This window comes from Bradyrhizobium sp. RP6 (genome assembly GCF_003837805.1).
In the GTDB taxonomy this organism is placed as follows: domain Bacteria; phylum Pseudomonadota; class Alphaproteobacteria; order Rhizobiales; family Xanthobacteraceae; genus Bradyrhizobium.
The window spans coordinates 620,607-636,275 of the sequence record NZ_RQIT01000002.1 but is presented as its reverse complement, the minus strand read 5'-3'; the positions used below and the strand labels follow the sequence as shown (position 1 = coordinate 636,275).

Sequence of the window (15,669 nt, the reverse complement as noted above, 5' to 3'; positions counted from 1 at the left end):
CCGATGGTTGGGGCAAGCGACGCCTCTAACCGCTCGAAGGGAGCGGGACAGCTGATGATGGCTTTTGGACTGATAGCCCTGATCGCCGGCGCCGCGTCGGCCCTGATGTTCGCCTCGATCATCTCGGGCGCGCTGATCTCGCTCGTCCTGTTTTACCTCGCACCTCTGCCGCTGATGGTCGCCGCGATCGGCTGGGGACCACTTTGCGCGAGCCTCGGCGGCATTGTCGCCGCGATCGGCCTCGGCGCCCTGTTCGGCCTGCCCTACTGCATCGCCTTCGCCGTCACCGTCGCATTGCCGGCCTGGTGGCTTGGTCATCTCGTCCTGCTCGGCCGGCAGGTGGGAAGCCTCGCGCCGGACGCAGCCGCCGAACCGCCGGCAAAGCCCGAGATCGAGTGGTATCCGATCGGCCGCATCCTGCTCTGGATCGCAGGCTTTGCCACGCTGACCACGATGGCCGCCCTGCTCACGCTCGGCACCGACGCCGAGACCATCACCGGCACGCTGCGGCGCGGCCTGATGCGCCTCCTCCGCGCCACCGACCCGCAAACCTCGGGCGAAGCCAGCCAATTCGTCGACGCGCTGGTGCGGATCGTACCGGCCGGCGCCACCATCATCGCGATGATGACACTGACTCTCAACCTCTGGCTCGGCGCCAAGGTGACCGCGACGTCGGGCCGGCTGCGCCGTCCCTGGCCGGATCTGAAGACGGCAGAGCTGCCGCCAATGACCCTGGTGGCACTCTGCATCGCGCTCGCCTTGTGCTTCACCGGCGGGCTGCCTGCCACCGTCGCGCAGATCGCCACGGCCGCGCTGATGATGGCCTATGCGCTGACCGGTTTCGCCGTGCTGCATACGCTGACGCTCGCGCTGAAGAGCCGCACGTTCTGGCTCGGCTCGACCTACGCCGTCGTCGTCGTGTTTGGATGGCCCGTGATCGCGATGGTGATCCTGGGTCTTGCGGATGCCGTGTTCGGTTTTCGCGAGCGCTTCCTGCGCAGCCGGCAGCCGCCCCCGCTGCCAACCCCTTAAGTCCCCCCGAAACTGAAACCTACAGAGCACTTCAAGAGGAGAACGAATATGGAAGTCATTTTGCTGGAACGCGTCAACAAGCTCGGCCAGATGGGCGAAGTCGTGAAGGTTCGCGACGGCTACGCTCGCAATTTCCTGCTCAAGCGCGGCAAGGCGCTGCGCGCCACCGCCGACAACCGTGCCAAGTATGACGGCATGAAGGCCGAGCTCGAAGCCCGCAATCTCCAGGCCAAGGGCGAAGCGTCCAAGGTCGCCGAGAAGATCCAGGGCAAGAACATCATCGTGATCCGCCAGGCCTCCGAAGCCGGCCAGCTGTTCGGCTCGGTCACCGTGCGCGACATCGTCATGGCGTTCGAAGCCGACGGCGTCCACCTCGAACGTCCGCAGGTGCAGCTCGACGCGCCGATCAAGACCATCGGCAAGCACACGGTCACGGTTGCGGTTCACCCCGAGGTCGAGGTCGAGATCACCGTCACAGTCGCGCGCAGCCAAGACGAGGCCGAGCGCATCAACCGCGGCGAGGACATCTCGACCCGCAACGAGGATCGCGATGCGGCGGCCGAGGCGATCGCCGCCGCCGGCGAGTTCTTCGATCCGGAAGCCCAGCACGACGAAGTCGAGCCGGCCCCTGCTGCGGAAGAGAAGTAAGCCACAAGCCGTCATGCGCGGGCTTGCCCCGCGCAATCCATCGTCAAAGGATCTTTTTGATGGATTGCCGGGTCAAGCCCGGCAATGACGAAGAGACAACGAAGCCCGGCTGCCTCACGCGGCCGGGCTTTTCGTTTTGCCGGCGACGTCTTCGTTCAGCATCGCGATCGAGGCCAGCGCCGTTGCCGTGTGCTTCTCGACGCCGTCGCTGACGCAGAACACATCGGCGGCAACCACCGCGACCTGTCGGCCCGGCTTGATCACCTTTGCCCGGCAGATCAGCTTTTCGCCGACCGCTGGCGACAATAAATTGAGCTTGTATTCGGCCGTCAGCGCCGGCTGGCCGCGGGAGGTGGCGGCAGCGATCGTCGTGGCGTTGTCGACCAGGAAGGCGGTAACGCCGCCATGAAAGAAGCCGTGCTGCTGAAGCAGCTCGGGCCGGCGCTCCACCGCGATGGTGCAGGTGCCGCGCGACAATTCGCACAGCTCGGCGCCCACCAGGTTCATAAAGCCCTGCCGGCCGACATTGGCGTGGATGCGCTCGGCAATCGGTGCGAATTCCGGATCAGCTTCGGCCCGCATGCAGTCTCTCCCTATTTCTTGATGATGCGATCGAACGGCCTCAGCGCACGATTGGCGCAGGCGATCAGCGTATCCGCCTCGATGCGCGGATCGGTGCGGTCGCGACCCGACAGAAAGGCACGGCAGAAGATCTGCGCCGGACCGATCAGCTGGCTGACGAACATCACCGGCGTCATCGGCAGAAGCTCGCGGCTTGCAACCAGCGGCGCGCGCCAGCGCTCGATGCCTTCGGCGAGCCGCGCGTTCTGCGCGCGCTGGGCATCGCGCACGTCCTCGCCCCATTCGCTGCGCGAAATCTCGAAGAGGTAGCGCGCCTCGCGCCGGCTGGTGACGACCCAGTCGAGATGGGCCCGGATCAAGCGATCGATGCCCTGCTCCGCATCGGGCGCAGGATCGAGCGCGGCCAGCACCGCGGCATGGTAGTGCCGCAAGACCTCGAGAAACAGCGCGCCGGCGAGCTCCTTCTTCGAGCCGAAGACGTGAAAGAAGCTGCCGTTGGAGGCGCGGGCCCGGGCGCGGATCGCGGCCACCGTCGCGGCTTCGAAACCGACGCGGTCGAACACCTGCAGCCCGGCCGCCAACAGGTCGTCTCGCACGCTCGTCGCCATCGCCATCTCCTGGAGTCTTACTCTAGAGCAGTACTCTAGTGCGGGTCAATATGATACGGAGGCCGCGATGAAGGCGGCCTCCGTATCAAGCTAAAGAACGTCGCGGACTTAGCGCGAGATTGGCGGTGCGGGCGGACCGGATGACTCGGCTGGAGCCGCGGGCGGAGCTGCAGCGGCCGCGGGCCGTGCCGGCTCCTGCTGCGGCTTGGCTGCCGGTTCGGGGCTGGTCGCAGGCGCGGCCGGCTTGGAAGCAGCCTCTTCCGCCGGCTTGGGCAACGCCGGCTCGGCGGGCTTTGCCGCGGCAGGTGCAGCCGGCGTCGCCTGCGGGACCGGGTCGGATCGCAATGCCGGAGCTTCGCTGCCGCGCGGCTCGACCTTTGAGCTATCCGGCTTGGTCTCAACGGGAGTCTCGGTTGCCTTGCCGCTGTCGGGCTCGGCCTTGGCGCTGTCAGGCTTGACGGTCTGAGGCCTTGGCTCGCTCTTCTTGTCCTCGGCAGCCGGCGCGGCGGCATCGACCTTCGGGGCTTCCTCAGTGCCCGGCTTAACGCGCCGCTTGCCTTTGCGCGGCTCGGGCGCTGCCTGTCCCTCCGGCGGCGCGCTTTCCCCGGCGGGCCGCGCAGCGCGTTTCTGGCGCGCGCCCTCGGGCGCCGGAGTAGCACCCTCGCCGTCCGGCTTGGCGGCCTCTTGCGAACGGTGGCGGCGGCCCTGATGCTCAGGCGACTGGCCCGGAGCAGTATTGGCTCCGTCCTTCTTGCCGTCCTTGGCCTGGTAGCGGGCGTCGGTGGCACCGTTGGAGATCAGATAGGAGGCAAGGACGCCCGCCATGTCAGAGCTCGTCGTGTAGTGCTGGCGCAGGAATCCGGGCAGCGAACCCGGCGCCACGGATTTCAAAAGTCCGCGCGGGCTCTTGTGGCAGGCATTGCAGGTCTGCGCGAAAAGCTGGGACGGGGTCTTGCCGGCCTCGAGGTTCGTCGCCTGCGCAAAAACGGTATCGGCCGCGCCGAAGCCGGTCAGAAGCAATACCGTCGCGAGGCTGAGCGCTCGGCTCGACATTCCCATCATCTCCATTGAATTTACGCGAATGCAGCCGGCCTCCGGCGCGGCGCGGTCAACCTTTTAACCGATTGAGCTGCGAATGGAAGCAGGCTCCGCGCGCAAGGATGTGATTAAGCTATTTTCGAATATCGGCTTTGAATACAGCGCAATAGCGCGGCCGGAACCGCATCGCTAGATTTGGATGCAAACGCATAGGAACCGCTGCGGCGCCTGGGCGTCAGATGTGAAGGCCGGGTTAGTCGCATCTTTCGGGTTCGCTCGAGAGGACATGTCGATGGACCGTTTGTTACGCAGATTCCTGTCTCAGTTCATCCGGCGCGGGTCGATGACGGTGACCAGCGCAAACGGATCGAAGTTCACCGTCGGCGACGGCTCCGGCGAGCCGGTCGCGGTGCGCTTCGTCACCGCGGACGCGGAGCGGAAGAGCCTCGTCAATCCCGAGCTCGGGCTCGGCGAGGCCTATATGGACGGCGAGTTCGTGGTCGAGCGCGGCACCATAGCAGATGCCCTCGCGATCCTGCTCGATCAACCCGACCTATTGCCGCACTGGGCGAAACCGTGGTGGCACCTGCGCTACCTGACGCGGCACCTGAAGCAATTCAATCCCCGCACCCGCTCCCGCCACAACGTCGCCCATCACTATGATCTCGACGGCCGGCTCTATTCGCTCTTTCTCGATGCCGACAAACAATATAGCTGCGCCTATTTCGAAACGCCCGAGACGCCGCTCGACGACGCGCAACTTGCCAAGAAACGGCACATTGCAGCGAAGCTCCTGATCAAGGACGGTCAGCGCGTGCTCGACATCGGCTCCGGCTGGGGCGGCCTCGGGCTCTATCTCGCCGAGATCGCCGGCGCCGATGTCACCGGCATCACGCTGTCGACCGAGCAGTTGCAGGTCGCCAATGCGCGCGCTGCCGAAAAGGGCCTGACGGACTCGGCCAGATTTCAGCTCCAGGATTATCGCGACGTTGACGGTACGTTCGACCGCATCGTCTCGGTCGGTATGTTCGAACATGTCGGGGCAAGGTTCTACGACGCCTATTTTCAGCGCTGCGCCGAATTGCTGAGCGAGGACGGCGTCATGCTGCTGCACGCGATCGGCCGTTCGCAGGGCCCGGACTCGACCAATCCCTGGATCGCCAAATACATCTTCCCTGGCGGCTACATCCCCGCCCTGTCGGAGGTGCTGCCGGCGATCGAGCGTGCGGGCCTCCTGGTCTGCGACATCGAGATTCTGCGCCTGCACTATGCCGAGACGCTGAAGGCCTGGCGAGAGCGCTTCATGGCGCGGCGCGAGGAGGCGGTGCAGCTCTACGACGAGCGCTTCGCCCTGATGTGGGAGTTCTACCTGGCCGCCTGCGAGATGACGTTCCGCAAGCAAGCCATGATGAACTTCCAGATCCAGCTTACCCGTCGCCAGGGCGTGGTGCCGATGACCCGCGACTACATCCAGCGGGAGGAAGCCCGGTTGCGGGCGCGTGAAGGCTCCGCCGTGCCCAGACTCAAGCTGGCTGGTGAATAGACCCTGGTCCTAGTGACGCAGGGTCGACATCAGGGAGGTCCGGACGGAGGCCGTTAGCGCCAGTTGCGCGCGCAGCTGGATCAGGATCTCGGGCGCGAGCGGCTGGCGACGGACGTCGGGCCGTTCGGCGTGCTCCATGGCCGCGATTAACCCGGACAGCCAGAGCCGGCTGCCGGCCTCGCTTTGCCAGTTCAGGTGCTGCCGTTCTGGCTGCATCGCTCGCCTCATGTCCCTGTTGGCGGGGGAATAGGACAATCCCGGGCCGGCCTTGCTGTTCCGCATTATCCCCGAAAGAATCCGGGGAGATGTGATCTGCTTCACACAAGTCTGGTCGGGCCTGTCTTAGACCGTCGCCATGAGCAAAGAGACCCGAACCTCATTGGACGTGCCGGACGACCTCCGTACCGATTATGCCCTGATCGCCACCGGCGTTGGGGCCGCCCTGGTTGCGCTGGTCTACCTCCTGCTGGTCTGAACCGAGCCGAATGCGGCCAGCGTGCGTCATTTCGCGCGCTCTCAATAGGTCTCTCAGTCAGTCGATAGGGTTCATGGGTTTCAGGATTTTTCCATGGCACGCTCGCGGCCTCCTGGGACGAGTAAGTTCCGCGGAAATCCGTCAAGCGCGGCGCATGCTGCGACTGCTAATCATCCACCATTTTAACTGAGCGGTTGATAGCGGTCAGCTTTTGCTTCCGCTTTCGCCTAAGGCGGCGCTTTATCCCGGCCCCGCATCCGCCCAAGAAAATTGCTAAGCACGTCCGACCATGGCCCTGACTGATTCGAACGTTCTCAAACTCGCGCCCGATGCCGGAACTCCCGCCTATCGGAGCGCGCCGCACAATATCGAGGCGGAACAGAGCCTTCTGGGCGCGATCCTAGTCAACAACGACGCCTTCTACCGCGTCTCCGACTTCCTGGAGGCGAAGCATTTCTTCGAGCCGCTGCACCAGACGATCTTCGAGACCGCCGGCAGCCTGATCCGGATGGGCAAGATCGCAACGCCCGTCACGCTGAAGACGTTCCTGCCCGCCGATACCGATGTCGGCGGCATGACCATCGGACAATATCTGGCGCGGCTCGCCGCCGAAGCCACCACCATCATCAATGCGCAGGACTACGGCCGCACCATCTACGACCTCTCGCTCAGGCGCGACCTGATCGGCATCGGCGAGGACATGGTCAACGTCGCCTATGACGCGCCGGTCGATTTCCAGCCGCGGGCGCAGATCGAGGACGCCGAACGCAAGCTTTACGAGCTCGCCGAGTCGGGCCGCTATGACGGCGGCTTCCAGAAATTCTCGCAGGCGCTGGCGGTCGCGGTCGATCTCGCCGCCAAGGCGTTCCAGCGCGACGGAAAGCTGTCCGGCATCTCGACAGGCATGCGCGACCTCGACACCAAGATGGGCGGCCTGCAGCACTCCGACCTCATCATCGTCGCGGGCCGTCCCGGCATGGGCAAGACCTCGCTCGCGACCAATATCGCCTACAATGTCGCACGAGCCTACGTTCCGGAACTCCAGGCCGATGGCACCACGAAGGCCGCCAATGGTGGCGTGATCGGCTTCTTCTCCTGCGAAATGTCGGCCGACCAGCTCGCCACGCGTATCGTGGCCGAGCGCACCGGCGTTCCCTCCTCCCACATCCGCCGCGGCGGCATCTCGGAAGCCGATTTCGAGAAGATCCGGGAGGTCTCGATCGAGCTGCAATCGCTGCCGTTCTATGTCGATGCCACCGGCGGCCTGTCGATCGCGCAGCTGATGGCGCGCGCGCGCCGGCTGAAGCGCCAGAAGGGCCTCGACCTTCTCGTGATCGACTACATCCAGCTTCTGTCCGGCTCCGGCAAACGCGCCAGCGACAGCCGCGTGCAGGAAATCACGGAGATCACGACCAGCCTGAAGGCGCTCGCCAAGGAGCTCAACGTTCCCGTGATCGCGCTGTCCCAGCTTTCACGCCAGGTCGAATCCCGCGACGACAAACGGCCGCAGCTCTCCGACTTGCGTGAATCCGGATCAATCGAGCAGGACGCCGACGTTGTGCTGTTCGTTTACCGCGAGGAATATTACCTCGCGATGAAGGAGCCCCGCCCAGGCACGCCTGAACACGAGAAGTGGCAGCTCGACATGAGTCTTGCGCACGGAAAGGCCGAAGTCATCATCGGCAAGCAGCGCCACGGCCCGACCGGCACCGTCGATTTGGCGTTCGAAGCCTCGGTTACGCGGTTCGGCGACCTTGCGCCTGACAGTCAGCTGCCGGCTCGCAGCGACAACGACTACTGAGTTCCTTGAACCGGACCGGCCACTTGCGTAAAACGGCGCCATGACAATGGCGTCCGACCCGAAAACGATCCCGCAATCCGGCCCTCTCTCCGCAGATGCCAACCAGGCTGCTGCGCTCGCCGCCTATGGCGGCGTGCTGACCGTCGATCTCGACGCGATCATCGCCAATTGGCGCAAGCTCGAGAAGACGGCGGTACCGGCCGAATGCTCGGCGGTGATCAAGGCCGACGCCTATGGTTGCGGCGCCGAACAAGTGTCACGAGCCCTGAGCAAGGCGGGCTGCAGGACCTTCTTCGTCGCCACCCTCGAGGAGGCGCGCAAGGTGCGCGCCGCGGTGCCGGAGCCCACGATCTACGTGCTCGGCGGCTATTTCCAGAACACCGGCGAGCACTACGCCAGGATCAATTGCCGTCCCGTGATCGGCGATCTCAACGAACTCGCCGAATGGGACGTATTCTGCCGCCGGAGCGGCTGGACCGGCGGCGCGGCTGTTCACATCGACACCGGCATGAACCGGCTCGGCCTGACGCTTGCGGACGCGCAGGCCATCATTCCTCGCATCAATGCCGGCGATCACGGCATCACACTGGTGATGAGCCATCTGGTCTCGGCCGAGCAGCTCAACAGCCCGCTGAATGCCAAACAGCTCGCGACCTTCCGCAGCATTGCCAGTGAATTCTCAGGCGTCCCGGCGGCCCTCGCCAATTCCTCCGGCATCTTCCTCGGCGCGCCATTTCAGTTCGACCAGGTGCGACCGGGGGCTGCGCTCTACGGCGTCAACCCGACGCCGGAGGCCGATAATCCCATGCAGCCGGTCGTCGAGCTCAAGGCGCGCATCGTGCAAATCCGCAATATCGAGCGCGGCGAGAGCGTCGGCTATGGCGGTACCTGGACCGCGCGGCGGCCGACGAAACTTGCGATCATCGCGGTCGGCTATGCCGACGGCTATTTCCGCGCCGCCAGCTCCAATGACGGCACCCGCGGCGCCGAAGTCATCGTGGCCGGCAAGCGCTGCCCGATCGCGGGCCGCATCTCGATGGACCTCATCGCCATCGACATCACCGACCTGCCGCCGAACGCGGCACGGCGCGGCCACATGGTCACGCTGCTCGGCGACGGCATCACCGTCGACGAACTCGCACACCATTTCGGCACGATCGGCTACGAGGTGCTGACCAGCCTCGGCCGCCGTTATGCCCGCATCTACAAGGGCGGCGATGCGGTGGAGCCGCTGGAACGGCCGGCGCCGCCGACGGGAGCCGAGCAGCCGCACTCCTCGCCGCCAATCGAGTAGCCGGCAGCCCCGCTGCCGAACTGAGCGCCGGGGTCCATCTCTCCGCATGGACTTGCCGACCTCCGTGTCCGGGCTCGCGCTACGCACGTCCGGGACACGGAAGGGATTGCTTACTTCTTCTTCCTGCTGTCCAACGCCGTCTTGCAGGTGTCGCTGAGCTGGTCGCGCTTGCCGTTGAGGCAGGCGACGACGCGGCCGCCGCCCGGCGCGATGCCGGCGCAGAATTTGTCGTAGTCCGCCTTGCACGCGCCGCGCGGATCGGACGATTGTGCCGATGCGCCTCCGGAGAACGCGACGACGAGTGCGATGGCAACAAAACTCAATTTGGACATTGTATCTCCGGGTACGGAAGGCGGGAGCCGGTAGCTCTACATGAAGATCGCGACATTCAACATCAACAACATCAACCGACGCCTGCCCAATCTGTTGGCATGGATGCGTGTCGCAAAGCCCGATGTCGTCGCGCTTCAAGAGTTGAAGGCAAGTGATGGCGAATTTCCGGCGGCTGCGATCGAAAAGGCCGGCTACGGCGCGGTCTGGTGTGGACAAAAGACGTGGAACGGCGTCGCCATCCTGGCCCGTGATGCCGAGCCCATTCTCACCCGCGAGCGCTTGCCGGGAAAGCCTGAAGATCTCGAAGCCCGCTACATCGAAGCCGCCGTGCGCGGCATCATCGTCACCAGCATCTACCTGCCGAACGGCAATCCGCAGCCGGGACCGAAATTCGACTACAAGCTCGACTGGTTCGCACGGCTCAAGCGCCACGCCAGAACGTTCATCAAGCAGGACCTGCCCGTCGTGCTCGCCGGCGACTACAACGTCGCGCCAACCGAGATCGACATCTACCCGACGCGCTCGTGGGACAAGGATGCGCTGATCCAGCCGAAGAGTCGCGCGGCCTTCGCGTCGCTGGTCGAACAAGGTTGGTGCGACGCGGTGCGCGAGCTGCACCCGGGCCAGCGCATCTACACGTTCTGGGACTACAAGCGAAACCGCTGGCCGCGCGACGCAGGCCTGCGGCTCGATCATCTCCTGCTCAGCCCTGCCCTCGCCCCGCGCCTGGCAAAAGCCGGCGTCGACAAGAAGATCCGCGCAGAGGATGGCGCAAGCGATCACGCGCCGGCATGGGTGGTGCTGCGGTGATCCTCATCACACATTCCTGCCGTCGATCACGTTCACCGGCACGGCATCCAGATCGAAATCGTAGCCGGCCCTTCCGCCGGCATGCTCTCAACAGCGGGTCGGTCAAAACAAAAAATTGAAAAACAACCCCATGCACAGTAGCCGACCCCTGTCCGCTCAATGAACTACGGTTATTCCGAAATACATCGTTGATCCATCGGGCAAAACACTGGCATGATGTCACCATCAAAAGACGTCCATCCGCATCGCCGGCAGTTAGAGCCCTTCAGGTTGCCCCTTCGTCGGGGATATTGAGAATCTTGCCGCAGGCCTTGCAATGCACGGCGTCGGCATCGTGCCTCTGGAGCCCGCAAGTCGGGCATGGAAATCGCACCTTGTGGGGACTGAGGAGCGCGCGGGCGAGATTGAAGAACAGCGTCACGCCGAAGATCATGATCACGACGGTGATCAAGCGGCCGAACGTGCCTGACAAGGTAATGTCGCCAAAGCCGGTCGTCGTCAGCGCGGTGACGGTGAAATACAGGGCATCGGCATAGTTTCGGATATCGTCGTTGCGAAACTTCTGGGTCTCGTACACGATTCCGGTCATGACGAAGATGAAGACGGCGAGGTTCGTGACGGCGAAGATGACCTCTTCGTTGCGACGAAAGAACGGAGAATCGATGCGCAGCCTCACCAGCATCTGGTAGTCGCGAAGCAGCCCCAGCGTTCGCAGGATCCGGAGAAAGCCGCCTGCCTCGCCGGCAAGCGGTGCCAGGAAGGATACGATCGCAACCATGTCGGCCCACGTCGCGAGTTGACTGAATTTTCGAAACGGATGCGGATCGACGAGGAGCCGTGCCGAGAAGTCAGCAAGCAGCATGACGCCGAACAGGACATCGAGCGTTTCAATGATCTCACTGGGCTGCAGGAACGAGGTTGCGATGATGAACAGCACCGTCACGATATCGAAGGCGAGCAGCGCATAGCGGAAGCGTACGCCGCTCGGCGTTGCGCCCTCGTAGAGGCGACGGACGTTGCTTCTGAGAGACGTGAAGGTCATTGAATCATGATTGCGACTTGCACCGCTGATTGCAACTCTGAACGCGCGGCAAACTCCAACCCGATCGCTGCCATCTCCGGCTGAAACAGGAGATCATCTGCCGACCTGAGGGGCGGCCCGGACGATTCAGGAACGAGAAAGTCGACTCGGCGTTCAGCTCCGTTTCGGGAGCTGAATGCTCTAATCCGAGGAATACCGGAAGCTCGCCGAGCAATATCGCGCGCGCCAACGATGCAAGATCGGCTCGTCGATGTTCTTCTGAGCGTCTCCGCCTATCCCGCAGTGGCGGGCCGGCTGGACCTCCTTTGCGTCCAACGAAAACCAGGAGAACGGCAGGATGGCCGGTCGGGACGTCTCGGACCGAGTCCGTGCCCTGAAGCGAGTGGCGGGACAGGGGCTGTCTCGAAAGGAACCGTTGGGAGTCTCGTCACGGCCTGCGGTTTCACTGAGCGCGCCCGGCATTCGCCCTCGCCGCCGCCTCCGGTTACACTGCTCCGATTCCGGGAGCGACCGCCCTTGGCCTTTCTCTTCGTCCTCAGCGTCGGCCTCGTCGCCGGCACCATCTCCGGCATCGTCGGCACCGGCTCGTCGATCATGCTGATGCCGGTGCTGGTCTATGCCTATGGGCCGAAGGAGGCCGTGCCGATCATGGCAGTCGCCTCCGTGATGGCGAACTTCTCGCGGATTCTGGCCTGGTGGCGTGAGGTCGATTGGCGGGCCTGCGCGGCCTATTCGGTCACGGGCATTCCGGCCGCAGCGCTCGGCGCGCGGACGTTGCTGGCGCTGCCCTCGCACGTCGTCGATCTCGCCATCGGTATCTTCCTGATCGCGATGGTGCCGGTGCGGCACTGGCTGGCGCGGCATGACCTCAAGGCCAATCTCTGGCATCTGGCCGTCGGCGGCGCAGTCATCGGCTATCTCACAGGCATCGTGGTCTCGACCGGCCCGCTCAGCGTGCCGCTGTTCCTGTTCTACGGCCTCAGCAAGGGCGCCTTCCTCGCCACCGAAGCGGCCTCGTCGCTCGGGCTCTACTTCGCGAAATCGGTGACATTCGAGCGCTTCGGCGCACTGACCGGCGACGTCTTCATGAAGGGCCTGATTGCGGGCTCCTCGCTGATGTCGGGCGCCTTCATCGCAAAACGCTTCGTGCTGCATCTGAAGCCGGACGTGTTCCGCCTGGTCATGGACGCGATCATGATCGCAGCCGGGCTCTCGATGCTCTGGAGCGCGGCTCAGCCCTGAGACGGCCGCGCTCAGGCGGCGAATTCCGGAGCGATCGATGGGCTCTCGGAGATGCCGCGTCCCGGCACCGCCGGCTGCCGGCGGAGCCATTGCAACAGGGCCTCGAGCGGCTGCGGCCTCTGATAGAGGAAGCCCTGCCCGAACCTCACGCCCATGTCACGCATCGCCTCGGCCTGCTCGGCGCGCTCGATGCCTTCTGCGACCAGGGTCAGCCCCAACGTGCCGGCAAGCGATGCGATCACGCCGACGATGGCCTTGTCCTCCGCGCTCTCGGGGATCTCCCGGATGAATGCCTTGTCGATCTTGACCTTGTCGAGCGGGAAGCGCCTGAGATGAGCCAGCGAGCTGTAGCCGGTACCGAAATCGTCGAGCGCGATCGTGGCACCCAAGCGCCGCAGGCGATGCAGCGTTTCGGAGGCGCTGGCGATGTTGTTGATCAGCGATCCCTCGGTGATCTCGAGCTCGAGAGATGAGGCCGCAACATCGAAGCGCGCACAGGTCGCACGCAGCTCGGCGGCGAGCGAATGGTCGGCAAGTTCGGACGGCGGCAGGTTGATCGCGATCCGGATCTGCGGCCTGCCGGCGGCGGCCAACCGCTGCAAGGCCCGGCAGGCATCGGTCAGCACGTAGCGAGTCAGCCGCGCATTGTTGCCGCTGCGCTCGATCAGCGGCAGAAATTCGCCGGGGCCGATCACGCCATGCTCAGGATGCCGCCAGCGGATCAGCGCTTCCAGACTGACAACCTCGTGGGTTTCGAGATCGACCTGGCTCTGGTACCAGACCTCGAACTGTCCCTCGGCGAACCCGGTGGGAATGGCGAGCTCGAGATCCCTCCGGCGGCGATAGTCGCGCTGCAGCGCCTCGTCCAGTACGGCGACCGTGCCGGGCGCCTTGCTCTTGGCATGATAGAGCGCGATGTCGGCGAGCGTCGGCAGATGCGACAGCTCCGGATCGTCGGCGCGACGCACGGCAAGCCCGATGCTGGCGCGCGGCACCACTTGCTTGTCGTGGAGGCGGATCGGCTCGGAAATGGCGTCCAGCACCTGCTGAGCGAATGCGTGCGCGGCCTGTTCGTGGCTCACCTCGGGACGAATGACGACGAACTCGTCGCCGCCGAGCCGTGCAACCCAGTCCTCCACCTCGACCGCTCCGCGAAGACGCTCCGAGATCTGAACCAGGAACTTGTCGCCGGCCTCGTGACCGAAGGTGTCGTTGATGCCCTTGAAGTCGTCGAGATCGATGAAGCAGAACGCGACCAGCGTATCCGGCGAGCCCCCGTCCCGGCTTGCCACGGCCAGGCGCTCGGTCAGGGAGCGCCGGTTCGGCAGCCCCGTGAGCGGATCGTGCGTCGCCATGTGCCCGAGCCGGTCCAGCGCGCCTGACGTCGTGTGCTGCATGGCGTTGAAGGCGCGCGCGAGCTGGCCGAATTCGTTCGAGGACGTGACGTCCGCCGGATAGGCCCGGCCATCCTGCTTGCTGCGCTGGATCGCCGACATCATGGCCGCCAGCGGCCGGCCGATGAAGACGTTGGCGGAGATCCGCATGGCGATCAGGGTCGCAACGGTTGCGAGCAGGCCGACCACCAGCAGCAGCACCAGGCGGCTGCCCGCATCCGCGTACAACGTCGCGCGCGAATAAGCGATGGCGATGCGACCGGCCTGAACGGCCATGTTGCCATTGCTGTAGCGGATCGGGCGCGAGATTTCGACGACCTGGTCGTCGGGCCGGGCGACCACGCGGGCAATCGCGGCGCCGGTATCGTCATAGACGGCCGCCGCGATGGTCTCGTCGTGCATGATCTCGTTGAGCACGCCCGTGACCTGGTCGTAGCGCATCTTCCACAGCGGTTCGGCGATCAGCTCGGCCCGGCTCTCGGCGACCCGGACCATGCGGGCGTCGAGCTGCCTGACGCGCGACCAGAAGCTCGATGCCTCGACACCGGCAGAGGCCAGAAGTTGCACCAGCAGCAGAACGGGCACCGTGGCCCAGATCATCGCGTGGACGACCGAGCGCAGGCGCGGCGCTGGCTGCTGGTCGCGATCCGGATCGGTCATCGCCTCATCCTTGCGCATCAGTCCGCAACGCCTTCGGGAAGCGGCAGCGACGAGATCAGCGCATCGAGGGAGAAGTCATATTGGCCGCAGCGTCCGGCCTTGGCCCGGAACCGCGTAAAATCGATCCGGTCGAACGCACGCATCCTGATGAGGTCGCCAACCGAAGCGAGGTTGTCGCGCGTGATCGCAGACGTCTTGACCTCGACATGGGGCGAAACGGCCGCGAAATCGCAGCCATCGGCATAGTCGCGCAGGAGAACGATCGACCAGCCGCCGAGCAGGAAATGCCCGCCGTCGGTCAGCAGCAGACGGCCCGCCTTGATCTCGCGCAGCGCGTCCTCCGACCAGTTGAGTCCAACGACCTTGATGTTTCGACCGGGCACGAGGCCGGCAGCGATCGCAGCGCGGAGCGCGCCGAGCGCCATCGGATCGTTTCCGGCCCATATGCCGGCAGGCCGGATCTCCTTGCGAGAAGCCCAACCCAGGTAGTTCGCCGTGACCCGCTCGGCCTCCGATTGCGTCCAGTTGGCGAACAGCAGCCGGTCCACCACGACGTCAGGCGCGGCATCCACGGCCAGCTTGAGGCCGGCGTTACGGGCAATCGAGGCCGGAGTGATTTCGTCGCCGCCGATTCCGAGAATATGGATCTTGCCGTCGGGGCTCTGCCATTTCTCGGCACGCGCCGCCCCGATCAGCGCATTGGCCATCCGTGCACCCGCGGTCTGCAGATCGGTCGTGATGTCGCCGAGCCAGGTCTTGAGCTTCTCGCGCGGCGGTCCAAAACGCGCCGCATCCTCGCCGATCAGCGTGTTCGAGAGCAGCAGCGTCTTGACGCCTGCAGCCTCGGCCGCCTCCAGGATCGGGACGGCAGCGGACTCCTCGTTCGACAGGATGAGGAAATCGGGCTTGTCGGGACGTGCCACCACGCCGAAGCCGAGCTCCTGCATGGTGCGGTAATTCCGCTCACTGGTCAGCACCTCGACATGCGCGTCGAGCCTGCGGCCGGCGGCCTGCATGGTCTGCGCGACCATGTCCCAGTAGACCTCGCCGGTCTTGCCGGGATTGACGAAGACGATGTCGAGGGGCTTGGCAAGGCTACCGCCGGCGGACGCGATAACGCCGCAGACGATGCCCGCAGCGAGCAATATTCGCAGGAATCTCGTCATT

General features: G+C 64.9%; 15 protein-coding genes. 7 read left to right on the top strand and 8 right to left on the bottom strand.

What is annotated here, in order from left to right; translation table 11 throughout:
* The first annotated feature begins 54 nt into the window (after positions 1–54).
* Entirely contained in the window at positions 55–1,032 is a 978-nt protein-coding gene (locus EHH60_RS07885; RefSeq protein WP_124158878.1) for a YybS family protein, read from the top strand.
* Positions 1,033–1,080: 48 nt separating this feature from the next.
* Entirely contained in the window at positions 1,081–1,680 is a 600-nt protein-coding gene (rplI, locus tag EHH60_RS07880; protein ID WP_124158877.1) for a 50S ribosomal protein L9, read from the top strand.
* Positions 1,681–1,794: 114 nt separating this feature from the next.
* On the opposite strand, the gene EHH60_RS07875 is transcribed toward rplI, so the two are convergent.
* The 3 genes from EHH60_RS07875 to EHH60_RS07865 all read right to left on the bottom strand — a co-directional run bounded on the left by EHH60_RS07875 (position 1,795) and on the right by EHH60_RS07865 (position 3,923).
* Entirely contained in the window at positions 1,795–2,262 is a 468-nt protein-coding gene (locus EHH60_RS07875) for a PaaI family thioesterase (protein WP_124158876.1), read from the bottom strand.
* 11 nt (positions 2,263–2,273) lie between these two features.
* Positions 2,274–2,870: a TetR/AcrR family transcriptional regulator gene (locus EHH60_RS07870; protein WP_124158875.1), complete on the bottom strand. Its 597-nt coding sequence runs from the start codon at positions 2,868–2,870 to the stop codon at positions 2,274–2,276.
* 108 nt (positions 2,871–2,978) lie between these two features.
* On the bottom strand, positions 2,979–3,923 hold the full coding sequence (locus EHH60_RS07865; protein ID WP_199751339.1) for a hypothetical protein: 945 nt from the start codon (positions 3,921–3,923) through the stop codon (positions 2,979–2,981).
* A 277-nt stretch (positions 3,924–4,200) separates the two neighbouring features.
* Between EHH60_RS07865 and EHH60_RS07860 the strand changes: the two genes are divergently transcribed.
* The gene (locus EHH60_RS07860) at positions 4,201–5,451 is read left to right on the top strand and encodes a cyclopropane fatty acid synthase (protein WP_199751338.1); all 1,251 of its coding nucleotides are present in this window, start codon (positions 4,201–4,203) and stop codon (positions 5,449–5,451) included.
* A 9-nt stretch (positions 5,452–5,460) separates the two neighbouring features.
* Here the strand turns inward: EHH60_RS07860 and EHH60_RS07855 are convergent, their stop codons facing one another.
* Positions 5,461–5,667 (bottom strand): transcriptional regulator, encoded by a 207-nt coding sequence (locus tag EHH60_RS07855; RefSeq protein ID WP_124158873.1) that lies wholly within the window; start codon positions 5,665–5,667, stop codon positions 5,461–5,463.
* 548 nt (positions 5,668–6,215) lie between these two features.
* On the opposite strand from EHH60_RS07855, the gene EHH60_RS07850 reads away from it, so the two are divergent.
* Both EHH60_RS07850 and alr read left to right on the top strand, forming a co-directional pair.
* On the top strand, positions 6,216–7,727 hold the full coding sequence (locus tag EHH60_RS07850) for a replicative DNA helicase (RefSeq protein ID WP_124158872.1): 1,512 nt from the start codon (positions 6,216–6,218) through the stop codon (positions 7,725–7,727).
* Positions 7,728–7,773: 46 nt separating this feature from the next.
* Positions 7,774–9,021 carry an alanine racemase gene (alr, locus tag EHH60_RS07845; RefSeq protein ID WP_199751360.1) on the top strand — a complete coding sequence of 416 codons (1,248 nt, stop codon included), beginning with the start codon at positions 7,774–7,776 and terminating at the stop codon, positions 9,019–9,021.
* A 110-nt stretch (positions 9,022–9,131) separates the two neighbouring features.
* On the opposite strand, the gene EHH60_RS07840 is transcribed toward alr, so the two are convergent.
* Positions 9,132–9,353: a cysteine rich repeat-containing protein gene (locus EHH60_RS07840; protein ID WP_124158870.1), complete on the bottom strand. Its 222-nt coding sequence runs from the start codon at positions 9,351–9,353 to the stop codon at positions 9,132–9,134.
* 40 nt (positions 9,354–9,393) lie between these two features.
* Here EHH60_RS07840 and EHH60_RS07835 point away from each other — a divergent pair, with 40 nt between their 5' ends.
* Positions 9,394–10,164, top strand: coding sequence for an exodeoxyribonuclease III (locus tag EHH60_RS07835; protein WP_124158869.1), 771 nt, complete (start codon positions 9,394–9,396; stop codon positions 10,162–10,164).
* 265 nt (positions 10,165–10,429) lie between these two features.
* On the opposite strand, the gene EHH60_RS07830 is transcribed toward EHH60_RS07835, so the two are convergent.
* Positions 10,430–11,206: a potassium channel family protein gene (locus EHH60_RS07830; protein WP_124158868.1), complete on the bottom strand. Its 777-nt coding sequence runs from the start codon at positions 11,204–11,206 to the stop codon at positions 10,430–10,432.
* 516 nt (positions 11,207–11,722) lie between these two features.
* On the opposite strand from EHH60_RS07830, the gene EHH60_RS07825 reads away from it, so the two are divergent.
* Positions 11,723–12,448: a sulfite exporter TauE/SafE family protein gene (locus tag EHH60_RS07825; protein ID WP_124158867.1), complete on the top strand. Its 726-nt coding sequence runs from the start codon at positions 11,723–11,725 to the stop codon at positions 12,446–12,448.
* Positions 12,449–12,459: 11 nt separating this feature from the next.
* On the opposite strand, the gene EHH60_RS07820 is transcribed toward EHH60_RS07825, so the two are convergent.
* Positions 12,460–14,520 carry a putative bifunctional diguanylate cyclase/phosphodiesterase gene (locus EHH60_RS07820; protein ID WP_124158866.1) on the bottom strand — a complete coding sequence of 687 codons (2,061 nt, stop codon included), beginning with the start codon at positions 14,518–14,520 and terminating at the stop codon, positions 12,460–12,462.
* Positions 14,520–15,668 carry an ABC transporter substrate-binding protein gene (locus EHH60_RS07815; RefSeq protein ID WP_124158865.1) on the bottom strand — a complete coding sequence of 383 codons (1,149 nt, stop codon included), beginning with the start codon at positions 15,666–15,668 and terminating at the stop codon, positions 14,520–14,522. The genes EHH60_RS07820 and EHH60_RS07815 overlap by 1 nt, the downstream gene beginning before the upstream one ends.
* Between the last annotated feature and the right edge of the window lies 1 nt (position 15,669).

Excerpts from the sequence above, each read along its gene's own strand:
- EHH60_RS07830 (WP_124158868.1), bottom strand. The coding sequence starts at position 11,206 with ATGACCTTCACGTCTCTCAGAAGCAACGTCCGTCGCCTCTACGAGGGC.
- EHH60_RS07860 (WP_199751338.1), top strand. The coding sequence starts at position 4,201 with ATGGACCGTTTGTTACGCAGATTCCTGTCTCAGTTCATCCGGCGCGGG.
- alr (WP_199751360.1), top strand. The coding sequence starts at position 7,774 with ATGGCGTCCGACCCGAAAACGATCCCGCAATCCGGCCCTCTCTCCGCA.
- EHH60_RS07875 (WP_124158876.1), bottom strand. The coding sequence starts at position 2,262 with ATGCGGGCCGAAGCTGATCCGGAATTCGCACCGATTGCCGAGCGCATC.
- EHH60_RS07885 (WP_124158878.1), top strand. The coding sequence starts at position 55 with ATGATGGCTTTTGGACTGATAGCCCTGATCGCCGGCGCCGCGTCGGCC.
- EHH60_RS07870 (WP_124158875.1), bottom strand. The coding sequence starts at position 2,870 with ATGGCGACGAGCGTGCGAGACGACCTGTTGGCGGCCGGGCTGCAGGTG.
- EHH60_RS07835 (WP_124158869.1), top strand. The coding sequence starts at position 9,394 with ATGAAGATCGCGACATTCAACATCAACAACATCAACCGACGCCTGCCC.
- EHH60_RS07855 (WP_124158873.1), bottom strand. The coding sequence starts at position 5,667 with ATGCAGCCAGAACGGCAGCACCTGAACTGGCAAAGCGAGGCCGGCAGC.
- rplI (WP_124158877.1), top strand. The coding sequence starts at position 1,081 with ATGGAAGTCATTTTGCTGGAACGCGTCAACAAGCTCGGCCAGATGGGC.
- EHH60_RS07820 (WP_124158866.1), bottom strand. The coding sequence starts at position 14,520 with ATGCGCAAGGATGAGGCGATGACCGATCCGGATCGCGACCAGCAGCCA.
- EHH60_RS07815 (WP_124158865.1), bottom strand. The coding sequence starts at position 15,668 with ATGACGAGATTCCTGCGAATATTGCTCGCTGCGGGCATCGTCTGCGGC.
- EHH60_RS07850 (WP_124158872.1), top strand. The coding sequence starts at position 6,216 with ATGGCCCTGACTGATTCGAACGTTCTCAAACTCGCGCCCGATGCCGGA.
- EHH60_RS07840 (WP_124158870.1), bottom strand. The coding sequence starts at position 9,353 with ATGTCCAAATTGAGTTTTGTTGCCATCGCACTCGTCGTCGCGTTCTCC.
- EHH60_RS07865 (WP_199751339.1), bottom strand. The coding sequence starts at position 3,923 with ATGTCGAGCCGAGCGCTCAGCCTCGCGACGGTATTGCTTCTGACCGGC.